Below are 15,761 nucleotides of genomic sequence, written 5' to 3'. Positions count from 1 at the left end.
GAATAGCGCAACAAAAATCGCACAAAACCCCAATACATGGATACAAGTTGTGCAAATTCGCACAGTCTAAGGAATAATCTCAAACTTGGTCACATCCACCAATCCGCGATCGGTGATTTTCAGCGCCGGGATCACCGGCAGCGCCAAAAACGCCAGCTGCAGGAAGGGCTCTTCCAGCACCACACCCAGCCCCAGCGCCGCATCGCGCAGCACGCGCAGGTCAGCCTCGACCTGTTCAAACGGGTTCAGGCTCATCAGGCCCGCCACGGGCAAGGCCAGCTCGGCCAGAACCTTGCCACCCTCGACCACAACAAAACCGCCCTCGATCTCTCCCAAGCGGTTCGCCGCCAGCGCCATGTCCTCATAGTCGGCACCGACCACCGCGATGTTGTGATGGTCGTGGCAAACGGTTGAGGCAATCGCCCCGCGTTGCAAACCAAAGCCCTTCACAAAACCGGTTGCGATGTTGCCGTTTTTGCCGTGGCGCTCGATGACCGCGATCTTGATCAGATCACGCGTCACATCCGGGCGCTGGTCGCCATCGACCACGGCGATCTCTTCATGCAAATGTTCGGTGATGATCTTGCCCGGCAAAATTCCGATCACATCGCGGGTGTCACGGTTGCCGATGCTGCGAAAATCACTGGCCTGCACGGTTGGAGCTTTGACAGAGTGGCGCCCGATTGGATCTATCAGATCGCGCGCGGCAAAGGCCGCGTCGGTCATTTCCACCCCGCCGCAGAAAACCCGTTCAGCGCGACAATCAGCCAGATCAGGCAGCACCACGATATCGGCCCGTTTGCCCGGCGCGATCTGGCCGCGATCTTTCAGCCCGAAGGCCTCGGCCGCCGACAGGCTGGCGGCGCGATAGACAGCCAGGGGCGAACAGCCCAGCGCAATCAGGCTGCGGATCATGAAATCCAGATGGCCGTGTTCGGCAATGTCCAGCGGGTTGCGGTCGTCCGTGCACAGGCACATGTAAGGCGCTGTAATATCTGTTAAAAGCGGCTGCAGCGCCAGCATATCCTTACTGACAGAGCCTTCGCGGATCAGCACCCGAAGCCCCTTTTGCAACTTCTCGCGCGCTTCCTCGGCGCTGGTGGCCTCGTGTTCGGTACGAATGCCCGCGCTGACATAAGCGTTCAGGTCGCGCCCGCCCAACAGCGGCGCGTGGCCATCAATATGGCGCCCCTCAAAGGCCTCCAGTTTCGCCATCACGCCGGGGTCTTTGTAGATCACACCGGGGTAGTTCATGAACTCGGCCAAGCCACAGCTGCGCGGATGATCTTTCAGCGCCGCAAGTTCATCGGCCCCGATGGCGGCGCCAGCGGTTTCCATGTCGGTTGACGGCACACAAGACGACAGCTGCACCCGAATATCCATCAACGTCCGGGCCGAGGCCTCAAGGAAATATTCAATCCCCGGCACGCCAATCACATTGGCGATCTCATGCGGATCACAAATGGCCGTGGTCACGCCGCGCGGGCCAACGCAGCGGTCAAACTCAAACGGGGTAACCAGAGAGCTCTCGACATGCAGATGGGTATCAATGAAACCGGGCACCAAGGTCATGCCGCTGACATCCACCACGCGCGCGCCCTCATAGCCCGCCCCGATGCCGACGATCGTATCGCCGCAGATCGCCACATCGCCCGGGATCAACGCACCGGTGACAAGGTCAAACACCTGACCACCGCGCAACACCAAATCTGCGGGCACACGCCCCGCCGCCTGATCAATCTTCGCCGCCAAATCCGCCATACATATGCCTCCTGCCCCACCGTCGCAGGCCGCAAGCCGGGCCGCAAGGTTTGGCTCACGTTTTCGTGTCCTGCCCATAGGGCAGGCATTTTCAGACCAAGGTCGCATAGGTCACATTCAAACAGCGCAATAGGCTTCGCCAATGAATACTGTCCTGAAGCTTCTCGCCGGTGCCCTGCTCTGGCTCGTCACCGTCACGCTGCTCCATGCCGACCCCATGACCCGCGCGGAAATGGGGGAATATGTCATGCCGCCTTTTTCGGTCGGGGAACCGTTGAATGACAAGGGTGTGCATCAGCTGCTGAACTCGGGCGGGGCCGAGGCAGGCTATGTGTTCGAAACCCTGCCCTTCGCCCCCCTGCCCGGCTTTTCCGGGGCGCCGATCAATGTGCTTGTCACACTGGATCTGGAAGGCAAATTCCTGAACGTCCGCCTGATCGAACATAACGAGCCGATTTTCGTCTCGGGTCTGGGCGAAGCCCCCTTCCACAATTTCTTTGAACAATATCCGGGCCTGTCGATATCTTCGTCGATTGTGGTGGGTACGCCCTATGGCGATGGCTCTGCGGTGGGGCCGGTCTATCTGGACGGGGTGACCAAGGCGACGGCTTCGGTCCGGATCGCGCATGAATCGGTGATGGCCGCCGCCCTTGCCGTGGCCCGCGATAAGATGGAAGGCCTGTCGACCGAGCCTCCGGCCCACCCGAACCGCGACTACAGCGAAAAGCTGACATGGGAAGATCTGGTCGATCAGGGGCTGGCCAAACGCCACGTGGTGACCAACGCCGAAGTCGATGCAGCTTTCGCAGGAACCCTGTGGTCGGATGACGACCCCGAGGCCACAGACAATCCGCAAGACCCCTATCTGGACATCTGGGTGGTTGATCTGGGCCCGCCCTCTATTGCGCGGGCCGTGCTGTCAGACGACGGGTTTGCCGAGCTTCAGAACTTCCTGACCATCTCAACCAATGACGAACCGCTGTTGTTGATCGAAACCGCCCGTCATGGGTTGGTCGGCCCGGATTTCGTGCGCAACACCGCGCCCGATCTGATCGGCGCCAATCAGGATGGCTTTCCGGTCGCCCTGCGCGATTCCGACCTGTTCGTCGAACTGTCCGACGCCCTGCCCGACGCGCTGCATGACGGCACCGCGATGATCCTGCGCACAGACCGGCGGCTGGGGTTTGACCCGGCGCGTGAGTGGGTTCTGGAAGTCATCGCCAAACGCAACCACGGCATTTTCCAGCCCGAAGTCGGCACGCAGGTGATCGAGATCCCCCATGTCACGGATGAGCGCTTCTTCTCGCGCCCCGTTCAGATCAAACCCGCCCCGCCCTGGCTCGAAGCGTTGCGCAACCGCCAGACAGACCTGATCATTATGGGCGTCGCCCTGCTGCCCCTGCTGGCGCTGCTGGGGCCGGGGATGAACCGGTTTGCCGCACAGGCACAATTCACCCCCTATCGCCTGACCCTGCTGGCCCTGATGACCGTGTTTGTCGGCTGGTGGGGGCAAGGCCAGCTGTCGATCGTGACCCCGCTGGCGACCCTTCGCACGGCGCTCGATGGCGGCTCTTACGCGTTCTTGCTCTATGATCCGTTTTCGCTGCTGATCTGGGGCGTAACGATCATCGGCTTTGTCCTTTGGGGCCGCGGGCTGTTCTGTGGCTGGCTCTGCCCCTTTGGCGCGCTGCAGGAATTCGCCCACCACATCGGCCGCTTCCTGAAACTGCCCCAGCTTGAGGTTTCAGACAGCTGGGACAAACGCCTGCGCCCGCTGAAATACGTGGTGCTGGCGGCGCTTGTCGGCGTGGTGTTCTTCGCCCCCTCTGCCGTCGACAAAGCGGCCGAGGTCGAACCCTTTAAAACCGCCATCACCACCTTCTTTATCCGCGAATGGTACTACGTGGCCTATGCCGTATTCTGGCTGCTTCTGGCGATGGTGCTGTTCAAAGGCTTCTGCCGCTATGTCTGCCCCTTGGGCGCGGTCATGGCCATTGGCGGCTTGCTGCGCGGGCGCGACTGGATCGCGCGGCGCGCGGAGTGTGGCTCGCCCTGTCAGCTGTGCAAGGTCAGCTGCAACTATGGCGCCATTAAAAAGACCGGAGAAATCAAGTATTCCGAATGTTTCCAATGCCTTGACTGCGTCACCATCCATGATGACGAGTCCCGCTGCGTACCCCTGATCATCGCTGCCAAACAGGCACAAAGAAAGCGCGCCGCAACCGCAACGCGCCCTGATATGCCGGACCTGACCGGCGGGATGGAACCCGCCGAGTAAGCGTTTACTGAAACTCTGGCGGGGTGTGTGTCAGACCGAAATCGGTGAAAATCTGCTCGATCCGCCCGTCCTGCAAGCCGGCGTAAATCGCATCCCCCACTGCATAGGCCAAGGGGCGATAGGCGAAATGCACGCCCACCCCGGCGGTCCATTTACCCACGGCAAAGCCGGGCAACGGCGGCGTGTGGACATCGGTATTTTCTGTCAGGCCGAACTCCAACTCGGCCAAGGGGCCCATGGCAGCCATGGTGGCGCCTTGGTCCAGCCCTTCCATCGCTTCGGTCATGGTCGGATAGCGGGTCACATTGCCCGACAACTGCCCGCCCGGAAAGGCCGACAAATAGAAATCTGCGATGGAATCGTTTTCAACGCCTACGGTATCGAACCGGAAATAAGCCGGGATCGGCTTTTCATCGGGGTAGTCATCCTTGCGATAGGCAATGGCGATCTGTTCTTGGTGGTACTGGCCGGTGAACACCACTTGCTCAACCCGACAGGCGAACTCGCTGTCATAGGGAACATGCAACATCACGTTGACGACCGCGCCACCGACGATGGGGCCTTTCCAGATCCAGTTGCGCAGATCGGTCAGCAAATCCTCGCCCGGCGCAACCAGATTGAACCGCGCCTCAACGCCCAGATCTTCGGCAATCAGCTTGCCGATCTCAATGTCCACGCCAACGATTTTACCGCCCTCGGTATAGGACCAGGGCGGGTAATCTTCGTAAGCGGCGAATGTCATGAAACCGCGATCCTGGATCGTATCCAGATCCTGCCCCACGATATCGCGCGAGGCATTTTGCGGTTTAGGCTGAGGCACATAGTCTTCGCAGCGGGCTTGCGCGGCGTGGGAGGAGAGCCCTGCCAACGCACCGAGGAGAAAAGGTAGGGTTACCCGGTATCGCGAAAGAACCATGTGCCTCAGTCTCTGATCAGTTAGTAGCAGCCAGACCGATTGTAAGGGCTTCTGCAGCCCCTGCAAAGTCCGGCGTGTCGCCACTGATCAGGTTTGCGGCCCGGAATGCAACGCTGTCCGCAATCGGCGCGCCCGAGCCGGTTTGAACACCTTCTGCAACGCCGGCCAGTTCGGCCTGCAATGCAGCTACGTCACCGTCGGCCCCACCGGCCATGGCTACCAGCTGATCACGAATTTCCAGCAGACGCGGTGTTGCATCATCCAGAGCACCGTCATCGGGACGGGTCTCAATGTAAGTGCGGATCGCCCAAGCGGCTTTCTGACCCAGCAGGTCGCCAAACGCAGGCATCTTGGTGATGCCGTTCTGGGTGTAGCCATAGATGAAACGCTCGGCGTACCACTCGTCGCCGTACTCTTCGGCTTCCAGCCAGCGCAGGTCAGGGGCCAGACCACCCGACACAACGCCCAGACCGTGACAACGGGCACAGTTTTGGTTGTAGCCGGAATCGCCGATTTCAATCGCCGCCTGCCAAACTTCATCGCCCTGCGAGCGATAAGGGTTTTCGGTCAGCCACTCTTCGCCTACGTCAGGCAGGGCATCGGTGTTCATCGGCTGCGGTGCAACATCCCCGTGGGCTACAGCCATCGAAGCAGTCGCAATCAGGCCCAGTGCGGCCATTGGCAATTTGAACATATCTCGTCTCCCGTTTTCACTTGCAGCATTCTTAGCAATTTAGACGGGCTGCCCGATACGCGACTTTGGTTTAAGATGCACGCGATGCGGCCTACGACAATGGTCTGATAGAGTCCTGCCAGAGGGTCGGGTTACCCTCAATCCAAGCGGGAAAACCGCAGTTAAGGGAGGATATAAAAGTGCGGCGAATTTTCGGCGCGTTGCTGGCTGCGGTGATCGCACCGGCCACGGCGTATGCGCAGATCGACATTCCGGTCATCTATTTGAAACAAGAACAGGAACAACCCCCTGTTCTGTCCAATCTTGATCCCATCCCCGAAGACCGCGGTCTTGCCGGTGCCCAGTTGGGCCTGTCGGATAATGCCACCACGGGTGGCTTCATGGGGCACAACTACACGCTTGAAATCATTGATGTTCCCCTGGACGGTGACCTTCAGGCCGCCGCGCAGGATGCCCTGACCCGCAGCCCTTATATCATTCTGGATGCACCGGCGGCGTCGCAACTGTCCGTTGCCGACCTGCCCGAAGCCCAGAACGCGATCCTGTTCAACGGTTCGGCCTATGACAGTGACCTGCGCGGCGACAACTGCCGCGCCAATCTGCTGCACACCCTGCCGTCCAACGCGATGCGCGCCGATGCGCTGATGCAGTTCGTGCTGTTCAAACGCTGGGATGACCTTGTGATGGTCAAGGGCGCCCACGCAGATGACGTTACGTTCGCCGACTCCCTGAACGCCAGCGCCACCAAGTTCGGCCTGAAAATCGACAAGACCAAAGACTGGATCTTTGACGCCGACATGCGCCGCAACGCGGCGCAAGAGGTCCCGCTGTTCACCCAAGAGCTGGGCGACTATGATCTGCTTCTGCTGGCGGATGAGCTGCACGATTTTGGCCGCTACATCGCCTATAACACATGGGAGCCCCGCCCGGTGGCTGGCTCCGAGGGGCTGGTGCCCGTGGCGTGGGCGCCCGTGGTGGAACAATGGGGCGCGGCCCAGCTGCAAAGCCGTTTCGTTGATCAATCCGCCCGCGACATGACCCCGCGCGACTATGGTGCTTGGGCCGCGATGCGCGCCATTGGCGAAGCCGTAACCCGCACCAATTCGGCCGATCCTGCCACGCTGCGCGACTTTATCCTGTCGGATCAGTTCGAACTGGCCGGGTTCAAGGGCCGCCCGCTAAGCTTCCGCACGTGGAACGGCCAGTTGCGCCAGCCGATTCCGCTGGTCACCGAACGCGCGCTTGTCGCCCAGGCGCCCCTGCCCGGCTATCTCCACCAACGCACCGAGCTTGATACGCTCGGCATCGACGAACCCGAAAGCACTTGTGAGGCCTTCAAATGAAACATCTGATGCTTGCCCTGCTTCTGGGCACCACCGCCCTGCCCGCCACCGCTGGCGAAATCTGGGTGACCAATGAAAAAGACGACACGATCAGCGTGATCGACACCGACACGCTGGAAGTGACCCGTACCATTGAAACCGGCGAACGCCCGCGCGGCATCACCTTCTCCAAGGATTACTCGGTGGTGTATATCTGCGCCTCTGACAGCGACACGGTGCAGGTGATGGACCCCAACACCGGCGAAGTGCTGCACAACCTGCCCTCGGGCGAAGACCCCGAACAGTTCGTGCTGCACCCCAATGACCGTCACCTTTACATCGCCAACGAAGATGACGCGGTGACCACCGTCGTGGATACCGAAACCCGTCAGGTGATCGCCCAGATCAACGTCGGCATTGAACCCGAAGGCATGGCCGTCAGCCCTGATGGGGCTTATGCGATCACCACGTCGGAAACCACCAACATGGCGCATTGGATCGACACCGAAAGCCGCAAGATCGTCGCCAACACGCTGGTCGATGCACGCCCGCGCCACGCTGAATTCGCCGCTGGCGGCTCCGAGCTGTGGGTGAGCGCCGAAATCGGCGGCACCGTCTCGATCTTTGACGTCGAATCAAAAGCCGAAAAGGGCAAGATCAAGTTCGAGGTCAAAGGCGTGCACCCCGACCGCGTGCAGCCCGTGGGTTTTGAGTTCACCGAAGATGAGAAAACCGTCTTCGTTGCGCTGGGGCCGTCAAACCACGTCGCCGTGGTCAATGCCGAAACCTATGAGGTCGAAGATTACATTCTGGTCGGGCGCCGTGTCTGGCACATGGACTTCAACGGCGACAAGTCGCATCTGTTCACCACCAACGGGGTGTCGGGCGATGTGACCGTGATTGATGTCGCCAAGCGCAAACCGATCAAAACCATCAAGGTCGGCCGCTTCCCCTGGGGCGCCGCTTACCGGCCATAAATCATATGCATCAGATGTGCATGGAATGTGCATCACTTGTGCATCATAACTTTTAGGAACTTTGGGAGGTTACACATGTTCCGTATTTTGCCTGCAATTCTGGCTATGGCTTTGGCTGCAACGACCCCGGCTCTGGCCGATGACGATGATGATGACGACAGCGGCTTTGGCCTTGCCGGTCTGTTGTCTGGCGACAACAAAGAAGACCTGCCGCCGATCATCCTGTCGGCTGGCATGCCGCTGGCCGATGCCCCGTGGGAGCTGAAATCCGGCACCTACTACGAATTCGAAATCCAGGGCGACGGGTCTCAGGAACTGGCGCTGGTTGGCCCCGAATTTTTCCGCGCCATCTGGATCGACGAGATCGTTGTCGAAGGTCTGGAGATCCGTCCTCTGGGTGTCGACAGCGTCGAATTTGACGAAGCCGGCGAGATGGAAATCGGGTTTGTCGCGATCAAGCCCGGCAGCTACTATCTGAAGGTTCCCGGCTCGACCGGCGAAACCCAGCGACTGGAGATTGTCATTAAGTGAGCGGGCTAACCGTTTCAGATATAAGCTATAATTACGGCGCCAAACGGGCGCTGGACGGGGTCGACTTTGCGGTCGACCCCGGTACCTTTTGCGCGCTGCTTGGGCCCAACGGGGCGGGCAAGTCGACGCTGTTTTCCCTTTTAACACGGCTATTTACCGCGCCCTCGGGCCGCATCACCGTGGCCGGGTATGATCTGGCCAGCGATCCGCGTCGGGCGCTCGCACAGATGGGCGTGGTGTTCCAGCAACCGACGCTGGATCTGGATCTGTCGGTACACCGGAACCTGTCGTATTTTGCTGCCCTGCACGGGCTGTCGGGCCGCGAGGCCGCCAGCCGGATCGACGCCGCGCTTGAACGTCTGGACATGATTGAGCGCGCGTCCGAGCGCGTCCGCAACCTGAACGGCGGTCACCGCCGCCGCACCGAAATCGCCCGCGCGCTGGTCGCCAACCCCTCGGTTTTGCTGCTGGACGAGGCCTCCGTCGGGTTAGACGCCGCCGCCCGCCGTTCAATCACCGGCCACGTGCACGAATTGTCAAAAAATGACGGTCTGACAGTGCTTTGGGCCACGCATCTGGCCGATGAGGTGTTCGACGACGACCAGTTGCTGATCCTGCATCGCGGGCAACTGCTTGAAAACGGCCGCGCCGGTGATCTGCGCGGCGACATGGCCCTGACCGATTACTTTTTGTCCCGCACAGCAGAGGGCGCGGCATGAACGCCTACCTGACCGCCCTGCGCGCCATCGTCCTGCGCGAGGCCCTGCGCTTTGTGCATCAACGCGAACGGTTCATCGCCGCGCTGGTGCGGCCACTGGTGTGGCTGGTGGTTTTCGCCGCGGGCTTTCGCGCCGCGCTTGGCCTGTCGATCACCCCGCCCTATCAGACCTATATCACCTACGAAATTTACATCGTCCCCGGCCTGTGCGGCATGATCCTGCTGTTCAACGGCATGCAAAGCGCGCTGAGCCTGGTGTTCGACCGCGAGATGGGATCGATGCGGGTGCTGCTGATCAGCCCCCTGCCCCGTTGGTGGCTGTTGATCTGCCGCCTGATCGGCGCCAGCGCGATTTCGATCCTGCAGGTCTACACCTTTCTTCTAATCGCAGGCCTGTTCGGTATCACCCTGCCTTGGCACGGGTATCTTCTTGTTTTGCCAGTGCTTTTACTGGGTGGCATCATGTTGGGGGCGCTGGGGCTGGCGCTGAGTTCGCTGATCAAACAATTGGAAAACTTCGCTGGCGTGATGAACTTTGTGATCTTTCCAATGTTCTTCCTGTCCTCAGCGCTTTACCCGCTGTGGAAGATGGCTGAAAGCTCGGCCCTGCTGCGCGATATCTGCGCGTTGAACCCCTTCACCCACGCAGTCGAGGCGATCCGCTTTGCGCTCTATGGCCAGCTAAACGCAAGCGCATTGGCACTGACGGCACTCTGGGCGCTGATCTTCATCGGGCTGGCGGTTTGGGGGTACGATCCGGCGCGCGGGATGATGAAGCGAAAAGGGTAAGCTATTCTGACCGGTCGTAAGACTTTAGCATGACAGCCCAAAATCCCTTTTTTTGCTACCCTCCGCGCAGAGGAGACATCCATGAGAAACGTATTTATCGCCGCCATCGTTCTGGCCGCATCACCAGCATTCGCAGAAATCGACGCTGACCTGGGGGAATTGAACCCCGAAGAAATGACCATCAAGAAAGAGATCGAACGCGCCGCGCGCGGTGAGGTCGGAATGATGACCTGCGCCACGGGGTATATGATCACCAAGAAAGGTGATCACGAAGACGCCCGCACCGTGTTCAACGCCTGCGCCGATGCCGGATACACCGGCGCCATGACCTGGATGAGCCAGTTGGACAACAACGGTCTGGGGGGTGAATACGACCCCGATGCCGCCGCCGAGTGGGATCGCCGCGCTGCCGAAGCAGGTGATCCGGTGGGTCAGTTCAACTATGGGATTGATCTGATGCGCGGTCACGGAGTCGCCCAAGATTTGGATCGCGGCAAAGCACTTGTGGATCAAGCGGCCAGCGCCGGTCTGGACATCGCCAAACGCCTGCAGGGCGCCGAGTATGATCTGGACGAGGTCACCCCCGACGCGGACAACTGGAAATACGCACCGGTCTTCTAAGCCGCGATTTTCCGGGGGCTGCGCTGATCGACAGCGCTAACTACGACTAAAGCACTAGGCGCTCTGCGCCTAGGGTTTGATCAGCGTCAAATCGCTCCTCTGGCATGGGCCTACAATCGGCCCGAGCCACCCAAGGAGGACGCTATGACACGATCCATTTCAACGCTCATTTCCGCCGCCGCCTTTGCACTGACAGCCCTGCCGGGGACCGCCAGCGAGGCCACTTTTGAAACCATTAAAGTCGAAGCCGGCGCCCAGCTGTTCGAAGCCGAGTGCCGCCGTTGTCACGCTGTAGATGCCGATCATGAAAGCTATGGCCCGCCGCTGGACAATGTCATCGGCCGCGCCGCAGGCAGCTATCCGGACTATGATTACTCCGTCGCGCTGGAAGCTTCGGGCATCGTCTGGACCGAAGCCGCCCTGCGCGCCTGGATCGAAGACAACGCCGGGTTCATGCCCGGCACCAAAATGCGCCATGTCGGCATTGATGACCGCACCGTGCAGGACTTCATTCTGGCCTATTTGGCGTCGATCACCACCCGCGATGCCAAAGCGATTTCCGAGTAAACCCTACTCGATCACCACATAGGGCAGCCAATGGCTGTCAGGGTCGGCGGAATGGATGTCCGCCGACCGGATCGGCCGCAGGTTTCCGGCCTCGGGCGGGACCGAAAGAACGTCCATATTGATCTCGGACAGAACGCCGTTCAGGCCGCCGTCGGCAAGCTCCAGATCATAGTAAACCCCGTTCCACATATTGATCCCGTACTCTGTCGCGCCTTTCCAGATGAACAGCAGATCATATTCCAGATCGGTCAGATCATCGGCGCTTATTTTTCTATTATTTTCATACGGGTAAGGCACATAGCACCAGTGCTTTTCAGAGCTTTCCAAACACTGGAATGGCCGCATGGATAAGAAGTAATCCCCGAAGGCATCGTCTACGACGGACAGGCTGTAAGACACTTCGTCCGGCCCGGCCTGTTCAAAGGTCAGGCTGGCCACGGCGCGGCGCTCGCCAGATTCGGCTTTCAGATAGACGGTGCGCTCTCCGAGGGGAAGCTCTGCCAAAGCTACGCCCGGGCTTATGAACAGCGTTCCAACAACGGCCGAAGCCAACAATACAGATTTTTTCACCGTCATCCTCCCCTTTTCACACACCTTAAAACACAGGCGCAGGCAGGCTAATCACATCTGCGTGCATACGGCTCTACGACCATTGGCTAATTTAACCAGATTGCCGTGCGGGAAATACTTTCAAGTGGTCAGGAAGGCCTTCGATTCGGGTAGGGACAATATGCGAATTCGGGGCTGGCATGACCCTATAGAGACGTAGCGGGAGGAACCCATGAACCGGTTCATTGCAACTGTCGTCGCGGGCGTATTGGCTATGGGCACCACTGCCCATGCTGGTGTGACCGAAGATGACATTAAGAACGACCAATCTATCACCAGTCAGATCGTGACCAACGGCATGGGGCGCCACTTGCAGCGCTATTCGCCGCTGGACACCCTGAACAAAGACAACGTCAAGAACCTGGTACCGGCATGGGCCTTTAGCCTTGGCGGTGAAAAGCAGCGTGGGCAGGAAACCCAGCCGCTTATCTATGATGGCGTTATGTACATCACCGGCTCTTACAGCCGTGTGTACGCCATCGACGTCAAGACCGGCGCAGAGCTGTGGCAGTACGATGCGCGTCTGCCCGAAGGCATTCTGCCTTGCTGTGACGTGATCAACCGCGGTGGCGCCATCTATGGCGACAAGTTCTACTTCGGTACTCTGGACGCCCGTATCGTGGCTCTGGACCTGAAAACCGGTGATGTTGTCTGGCGCAAGAAAATCGCTGACTACAAAGCTGGCTACAGCTACACCGCAGCGCCGCTGATCGTTGACGGCAAAGTGGTTGTCGGCAACTCGGGCGGTGAATTCGGCATCGTCGGCATGGTTTACGCTTATGACGCCGAGAACGGCGATCTGGTCTGGACCCGCCCGATGATCGAAGGTCACATGGGCACGCTGAACGGCGAAGAAAGCACCATGACCGGCACGCTGAACGCGACTTGGCCGGGCGACATGTGGAAAACCGGCGGTGGCGCAACCTGGCTGGGTGGCTCCTATGACGCTGACACCAACACTCTGGTGTTTGGCGCTGGTAACCCTGCTCCCTGGAACTCGCATCTGCGTGGCGCGGGCACCCCGGCTGAGGGCAACACCGGTGACAACCTGTATGCTGCCAGCCGTGTGGGCATCGACCCGCAGACCGGTGACATCAAGTGGCACTTCCAGACCACGCCGCGCGAAGGCTGGGACTATGACGGTGTGAACGAAGTTGTTCCCTACACCGACAAATCCGGCAACAAGCGCTATGCGACTGCTGACCGTAACGGCTTCTTCTACGTTCTGAACCGCGAAGATGGTGCCTTTGTTTCGGCCACGCCGTTCGTTAAAGACATCAGCTGGGCCTCGGGCATCGACGAAACCGGTCGCCCGATCTTTGTTGAAGAAAACCGTCCGGGTAACCCGGCAGCTTCGGCAGACGGCAAAAAAGGCGAAGTGATCTTTGCATCGCCGTCGTTCCTGGGTGGTAAAAACTGGATGCCGATGGCGTTCAGCCAGAACACCGGCAACTTCTATGTACCTTCGAACGAATGGGGCATGGACATCTGGAACGAGCCGATCACCTATAAGAAAGGTGCTGCTTATCTGGGTGCTGGTTTCACCATCAAACCCAACTACGATGACCACATCGGTTCGCTGAAAGCGATCGACCCGGACACCGGCGAAGTTAAGTGGGAGTACAAGAACGACGCTCCGCTGTGGGGTGGTGTTATGACCACTGCTGGCGGCCTGGTGTTCACCGGTACCCCCGAGGGTGAGTTCATCGCCTTTGACGACGAAACCGGCGAAAAGCTGTGGAGCTTCCAGACCGGTTCGGGCATCGTTGGCCAGCCTGTGACCTGGGAACAGGACGGCGAGCAGTATGTCTCGATCGTATCGGGCTGGGGCGGCGCTGTTCCGCTCTGGGGTGGCGAAGTTGCCAAGAAGGTCAACTACCTGAACCAAGGTGGTCTGGTCTGGACGTTCAAGCTGCCCAAGCAGCTGGCCTCCGCCAACTGATCCAAGCCCTGAAGGCTTAAAATAAATTGGCGCGCCCCACCCGGGCGCGCCTTTTTGCGATTATACGACTATTGGCTTAGTATGCACTTAAGGACTCCCTTGCTACGCTCAGGGAAACACAAAAGGTAACAGGATCAAAATGCAGCACGCGCGCACATCTCAAGGCGATACGGTTTTTCACACGGCGTTGATCGTGGATGACCACCCGCTTTTCTGCGATGCGTTGTCGATGACTCTGCAGGCCGTTGCCCCGATTGAAAAAATTCACACCGCAAGCTGCTTGAATGATGCGCTTGAACATATCGCGCAACATGGCAGCCCTGACCTGGTGGTGCTGGATCTGAACCTGCCTGACGTGAACGGGCTGGATGGTTTGATCCGCCTGCGCCGCGCGGCCAAAGCGCCGGTTGTGGTTGTGTCCTCGATGGCGGACAACCGCATCATCAGTTCTGTCATCCACGCCGGCGCGTCCGGCTTTGTGCCCAAGCACAGCCAACGCGATGTATTCCAGTCGGCGATCGAAACACTGACCCGCAGCGAAACCTTTATTCCCAAGGGCTATGTCCTGCTGGAGAATGACACGGCCGCCGCTGCGGATGACGCCGTAAGCCGTCTTGAGTCGCTCACAAATCAACAGGCGCGCATCTTGCAGCTGATCTGCGAGGGCAAGCTGAACAAACAGATCGCCTATGACCTGTCTATCGCCGAAACAACGGTGAAGGCGCATGTCACTGCGATCATGCGCAAACTGGGGGTCCAAAGCCGCACACAGGCCGTGCTGCTGGCCAAGGAAACCAGCTTTGCAAACGTCTTGCACGATTCGGGCACACCGCTCTAAGATCAGTGTAAGATTTTCGGGAGGAGAGAGATGGACCAAATCACCGGTCCATCCGGGGCGCTTGAACGTGCGCCGGAGATCGTGCGTACAGCCGTAGTCGCACATGACGACGCTAACCCTGTGGACCGGCTCGCCGCCGCCATGGGGCCTGAACCGCTTGAGATGGTCGCGCTTTTCGTCAGCCCAAAGGCAGACATCCACCAAATCGCCAAACAAGCCAAAGCCGCCTTTGGGGACACGATGGTAATTGGCTGCACAACAGCCGGTGAAATCGGCCATAGTGGCTATGCTGAGGGGAAGATCGTCGCCATGGGTCTGCCGCGCACCAGTTTCCGCGCGCGCACCTTGTTGGTTGAAGATCTGACCAATTTCGACGGTCAGACATTGATCGATGGCATGATTCAAACCCGCAACGCCTTGATGCGCGAAGAGCCCGACTGGGGGTACGAATTCAACTTCATGCTGATCGACGGCATGTCGACGCTGGAAGACGCGCTGACCTCGGAAATCGCGGCGGGTCTGGGGCCAGTGCCGCTGTTTGGGGGCTCGGCCGGAGACGCCCAGCGTTTTGGCGAAACCTTCGTCATGCATGACGGTCAGGTCATGTCGAACGCGGCGGTGATCGCGCAGGTCCGCACCAATTGCCGTGTCGAGGTCTTCAAAACCGACCATTTCGAACCGACAGAGCGGCGGATGGTGGTGACAAGCGCCTCACCCGATCAGCGAATCGTCCACGAAATCAACGCCGAACCCGCCGCGCGGGAATACGCGCGACTGGTGGGCAAAGACCCCAACCAATTGACGACCTTCACCTTTGCCGCCCACCCTTTGGTGGTGCGCATTGGCGGGCAGCATCATGTGCGTTCGATCCAGCAGGTGGCTGAAAACGGCGATCTGGTGTTCTTTTCAGCAATCGACGAAGGGCTGGTTCTGACGCTGGCGGAAGCCACTGATATGGTAAGCCACCTTGCCGGAGAACTGGAACATCTGTCCGAACGCGGCCGCCCGGATGCGATTCTGGCCTGCGAATGCTTGTTCAGACGCATGGAAGCCGAGCAAAATCAGAACGCTGGTCATATTTCTAAATTATTGTCAGACTATAACGTGCTTGGCTTTTGCACCTATGGAGAGCAAATTAATTCCATGCATGTTAACCAGACACTGACAGGTGTCGCCATCTATCCGCCGCCCTCGTGAA

The 15,761-nt window shown here is 59.4% G+C and carries 15 protein-coding genes; 11 read left to right on the top strand and 4 right to left on the bottom strand.

The genetic code is table 11. From position 1 onward, the window contains the following. Nucleotides 1–66 precede the first annotated feature (66 nt). Complete coding sequence (gene ade, locus ATO10_RS01305; RefSeq protein ID WP_035246998.1) at nt 67–1,761, bottom strand: adenine deaminase; 1,695 nt, start codon at nt 1,759–1,761, stop codon at nt 67–69. Nucleotides 1,762–1,903: 142 nt separating this feature from the next. On the opposite strand from ade, the gene ATO10_RS01300 reads away from it, so the two are divergent. Next, nucleotides 1,904–4,039, top strand: a complete 2,136-nt coding sequence (locus tag ATO10_RS01300) for a 4Fe-4S binding protein (protein WP_035246995.1) — start codon at nt 1,904–1,906, stop codon at nt 4,037–4,039. 4 nt (nt 4,040–4,043) lie between these two features. Here the strand turns inward: ATO10_RS01300 and ATO10_RS01295 are convergent, their stop codons facing one another. Continuing rightward, the gene (locus tag ATO10_RS01295) at nt 4,044–4,955 is read right to left on the bottom strand and encodes a substrate-binding periplasmic protein (RefSeq protein WP_051597882.1); all 912 of its coding nucleotides are present in this window, start codon (nt 4,953–4,955) and stop codon (nt 4,044–4,046) included. A 16-nt stretch (nt 4,956–4,971) separates the two neighbouring features. Beyond that, a complete protein-coding gene (pedF, locus tag ATO10_RS01290) occupies nt 4,972–5,649 on the bottom strand; it encodes a cytochrome c-550 PedF (protein WP_035246992.1) in 678 nt (225 codons plus the stop codon). Nucleotides 5,650–5,828: 179 nt separating this feature from the next. Here pedF and ATO10_RS01285 point away from each other — a divergent pair, with 179 nt between their 5' ends. The 7 genes from ATO10_RS01285 (at nt 5,829) to ATO10_RS01255 (ending at nt 11,174) form a co-directional block, all read left to right on the top strand. Further along, nucleotides 5,829–6,992 carry an ABC transporter substrate-binding protein gene (locus ATO10_RS01285; RefSeq protein ID WP_035246990.1) on the top strand — a complete coding sequence of 388 codons (1,164 nt, stop codon included), beginning with the start codon at nt 5,829–5,831 and terminating at the stop codon, nt 6,990–6,992. Next, entirely contained in the window at nt 6,989–7,948 is a 960-nt protein-coding gene (locus ATO10_RS01280) for a YVTN family beta-propeller repeat protein (protein ID WP_035246987.1), read from the top strand. The genes ATO10_RS01285 and ATO10_RS01280 overlap by 4 nt, the downstream gene beginning before the upstream one ends. Before the next feature lie 75 nt (nt 7,949–8,023). Beyond that, on the top strand, nt 8,024–8,479 hold the full coding sequence (locus ATO10_RS01275; protein ID WP_035246985.1) for a cupredoxin domain-containing protein: 456 nt from the start codon (nt 8,024–8,026) through the stop codon (nt 8,477–8,479). Then, entirely contained in the window at nt 8,476–9,198 is a 723-nt protein-coding gene (locus tag ATO10_RS01270; protein WP_035246982.1) for an ABC transporter ATP-binding protein, read from the top strand. Before ATO10_RS01275 ends, ATO10_RS01270 begins: the two co-directional genes overlap by 4 nt. Then, on the top strand, nt 9,195–9,986 hold the full coding sequence (locus ATO10_RS01265) for an ABC transporter permease (protein ID WP_035246981.1): 792 nt from the start codon (nt 9,195–9,197) through the stop codon (nt 9,984–9,986). The genes ATO10_RS01270 and ATO10_RS01265 overlap by 4 nt, the downstream gene beginning before the upstream one ends. A gap of 81 nt (nt 9,987–10,067) precedes the next feature. Then, entirely contained in the window at nt 10,068–10,607 is a 540-nt protein-coding gene (locus ATO10_RS01260) for a tetratricopeptide repeat protein (RefSeq protein WP_035246977.1), read from the top strand. A 144-nt stretch (nt 10,608–10,751) separates the two neighbouring features. Next, on the top strand, nt 10,752–11,174 hold the full coding sequence (locus tag ATO10_RS01255) for a c-type cytochrome (RefSeq protein ID WP_035246975.1): 423 nt from the start codon (nt 10,752–10,754) through the stop codon (nt 11,172–11,174). A gap of 3 nt (nt 11,175–11,177) precedes the next feature. On the opposite strand, the gene ATO10_RS15830 is transcribed toward ATO10_RS01255, so the two are convergent. Next, the gene (locus ATO10_RS15830) at nt 11,178–11,744 is read right to left on the bottom strand and encodes a hypothetical protein (RefSeq protein ID WP_155886669.1); all 567 of its coding nucleotides are present in this window, start codon (nt 11,742–11,744) and stop codon (nt 11,178–11,180) included. A gap of 211 nt (nt 11,745–11,955) precedes the next feature. Here ATO10_RS15830 and ATO10_RS01245 point away from each other — a divergent pair, with 211 nt between their 5' ends. From ATO10_RS01245 to ATO10_RS01235, 3 genes are all read left to right on the top strand, one after another. Then, the gene (locus ATO10_RS01245) at nt 11,956–13,725 is read left to right on the top strand and encodes a PQQ-dependent methanol/ethanol family dehydrogenase (RefSeq protein WP_035246973.1); all 1,770 of its coding nucleotides are present in this window, start codon (nt 11,956–11,958) and stop codon (nt 13,723–13,725) included. A 139-nt stretch (nt 13,726–13,864) separates the two neighbouring features. Further along, the gene (locus ATO10_RS01240; protein WP_051597880.1) at nt 13,865–14,563 is read left to right on the top strand and encodes a response regulator; all 699 of its coding nucleotides are present in this window, start codon (nt 13,865–13,867) and stop codon (nt 14,561–14,563) included. 30 nt (nt 14,564–14,593) lie between these two features. After that, a complete protein-coding gene (locus tag ATO10_RS01235; protein WP_035246971.1) occupies nt 14,594–15,760 on the top strand; it encodes an FIST N-terminal domain-containing protein in 1,167 nt (388 codons plus the stop codon). Nucleotide 15,761: the final 1 nt, after the last annotated feature.

This window comes from Actibacterium atlanticum (assembly GCF_000671395.1).
Lineage (GTDB): Bacteria > Pseudomonadota > Alphaproteobacteria > Rhodobacterales > Rhodobacteraceae > Actibacterium_D > Actibacterium_D atlanticum.
Note: the sequence above shows the minus strand (reverse complement) of the source record. Positions and strands in the feature narration are given on the sequence as shown.

Coding starts and splice junctions, on each gene's coding strand:
- ATO10_RS01275 (WP_035246985.1), top strand. CDS start 8,024: ATGTTCCGTATTTTGCCTGCAATTCTGGCTATGGCTTTGGCTGCAACG.
- ATO10_RS01300 (WP_035246995.1), top strand. CDS start 1,904: ATGAATACTGTCCTGAAGCTTCTCGCCGGTGCCCTGCTCTGGCTCGTC.
- ade (WP_035246998.1), bottom strand. CDS start 1,761: ATGGCGGATTTGGCGGCGAAGATTGATCAGGCGGCGGGGCGTGTGCCC.
- ATO10_RS01280 (WP_035246987.1), top strand. CDS start 6,989: ATGAAACATCTGATGCTTGCCCTGCTTCTGGGCACCACCGCCCTGCCC.
- ATO10_RS01240 (WP_051597880.1), top strand. CDS start 13,865: ATGCAGCACGCGCGCACATCTCAAGGCGATACGGTTTTTCACACGGCG.
- ATO10_RS01260 (WP_035246977.1), top strand. CDS start 10,068: ATGAGAAACGTATTTATCGCCGCCATCGTTCTGGCCGCATCACCAGCA.
- ATO10_RS01295 (WP_051597882.1), bottom strand. CDS start 4,955: ATGGTTCTTTCGCGATACCGGGTAACCCTACCTTTTCTCCTCGGTGCG.
- ATO10_RS01255 (WP_035246975.1), top strand. CDS start 10,752: ATGACACGATCCATTTCAACGCTCATTTCCGCCGCCGCCTTTGCACTG.
- pedF (WP_035246992.1), bottom strand. CDS start 5,649: ATGTTCAAATTGCCAATGGCCGCACTGGGCCTGATTGCGACTGCTTCG.
- ATO10_RS01265 (WP_035246981.1), top strand. CDS start 9,195: ATGAACGCCTACCTGACCGCCCTGCGCGCCATCGTCCTGCGCGAGGCC.
- ATO10_RS01235 (WP_035246971.1), top strand. CDS start 14,594: ATGGACCAAATCACCGGTCCATCCGGGGCGCTTGAACGTGCGCCGGAG.
- ATO10_RS01245 (WP_035246973.1), top strand. CDS start 11,956: ATGAACCGGTTCATTGCAACTGTCGTCGCGGGCGTATTGGCTATGGGC.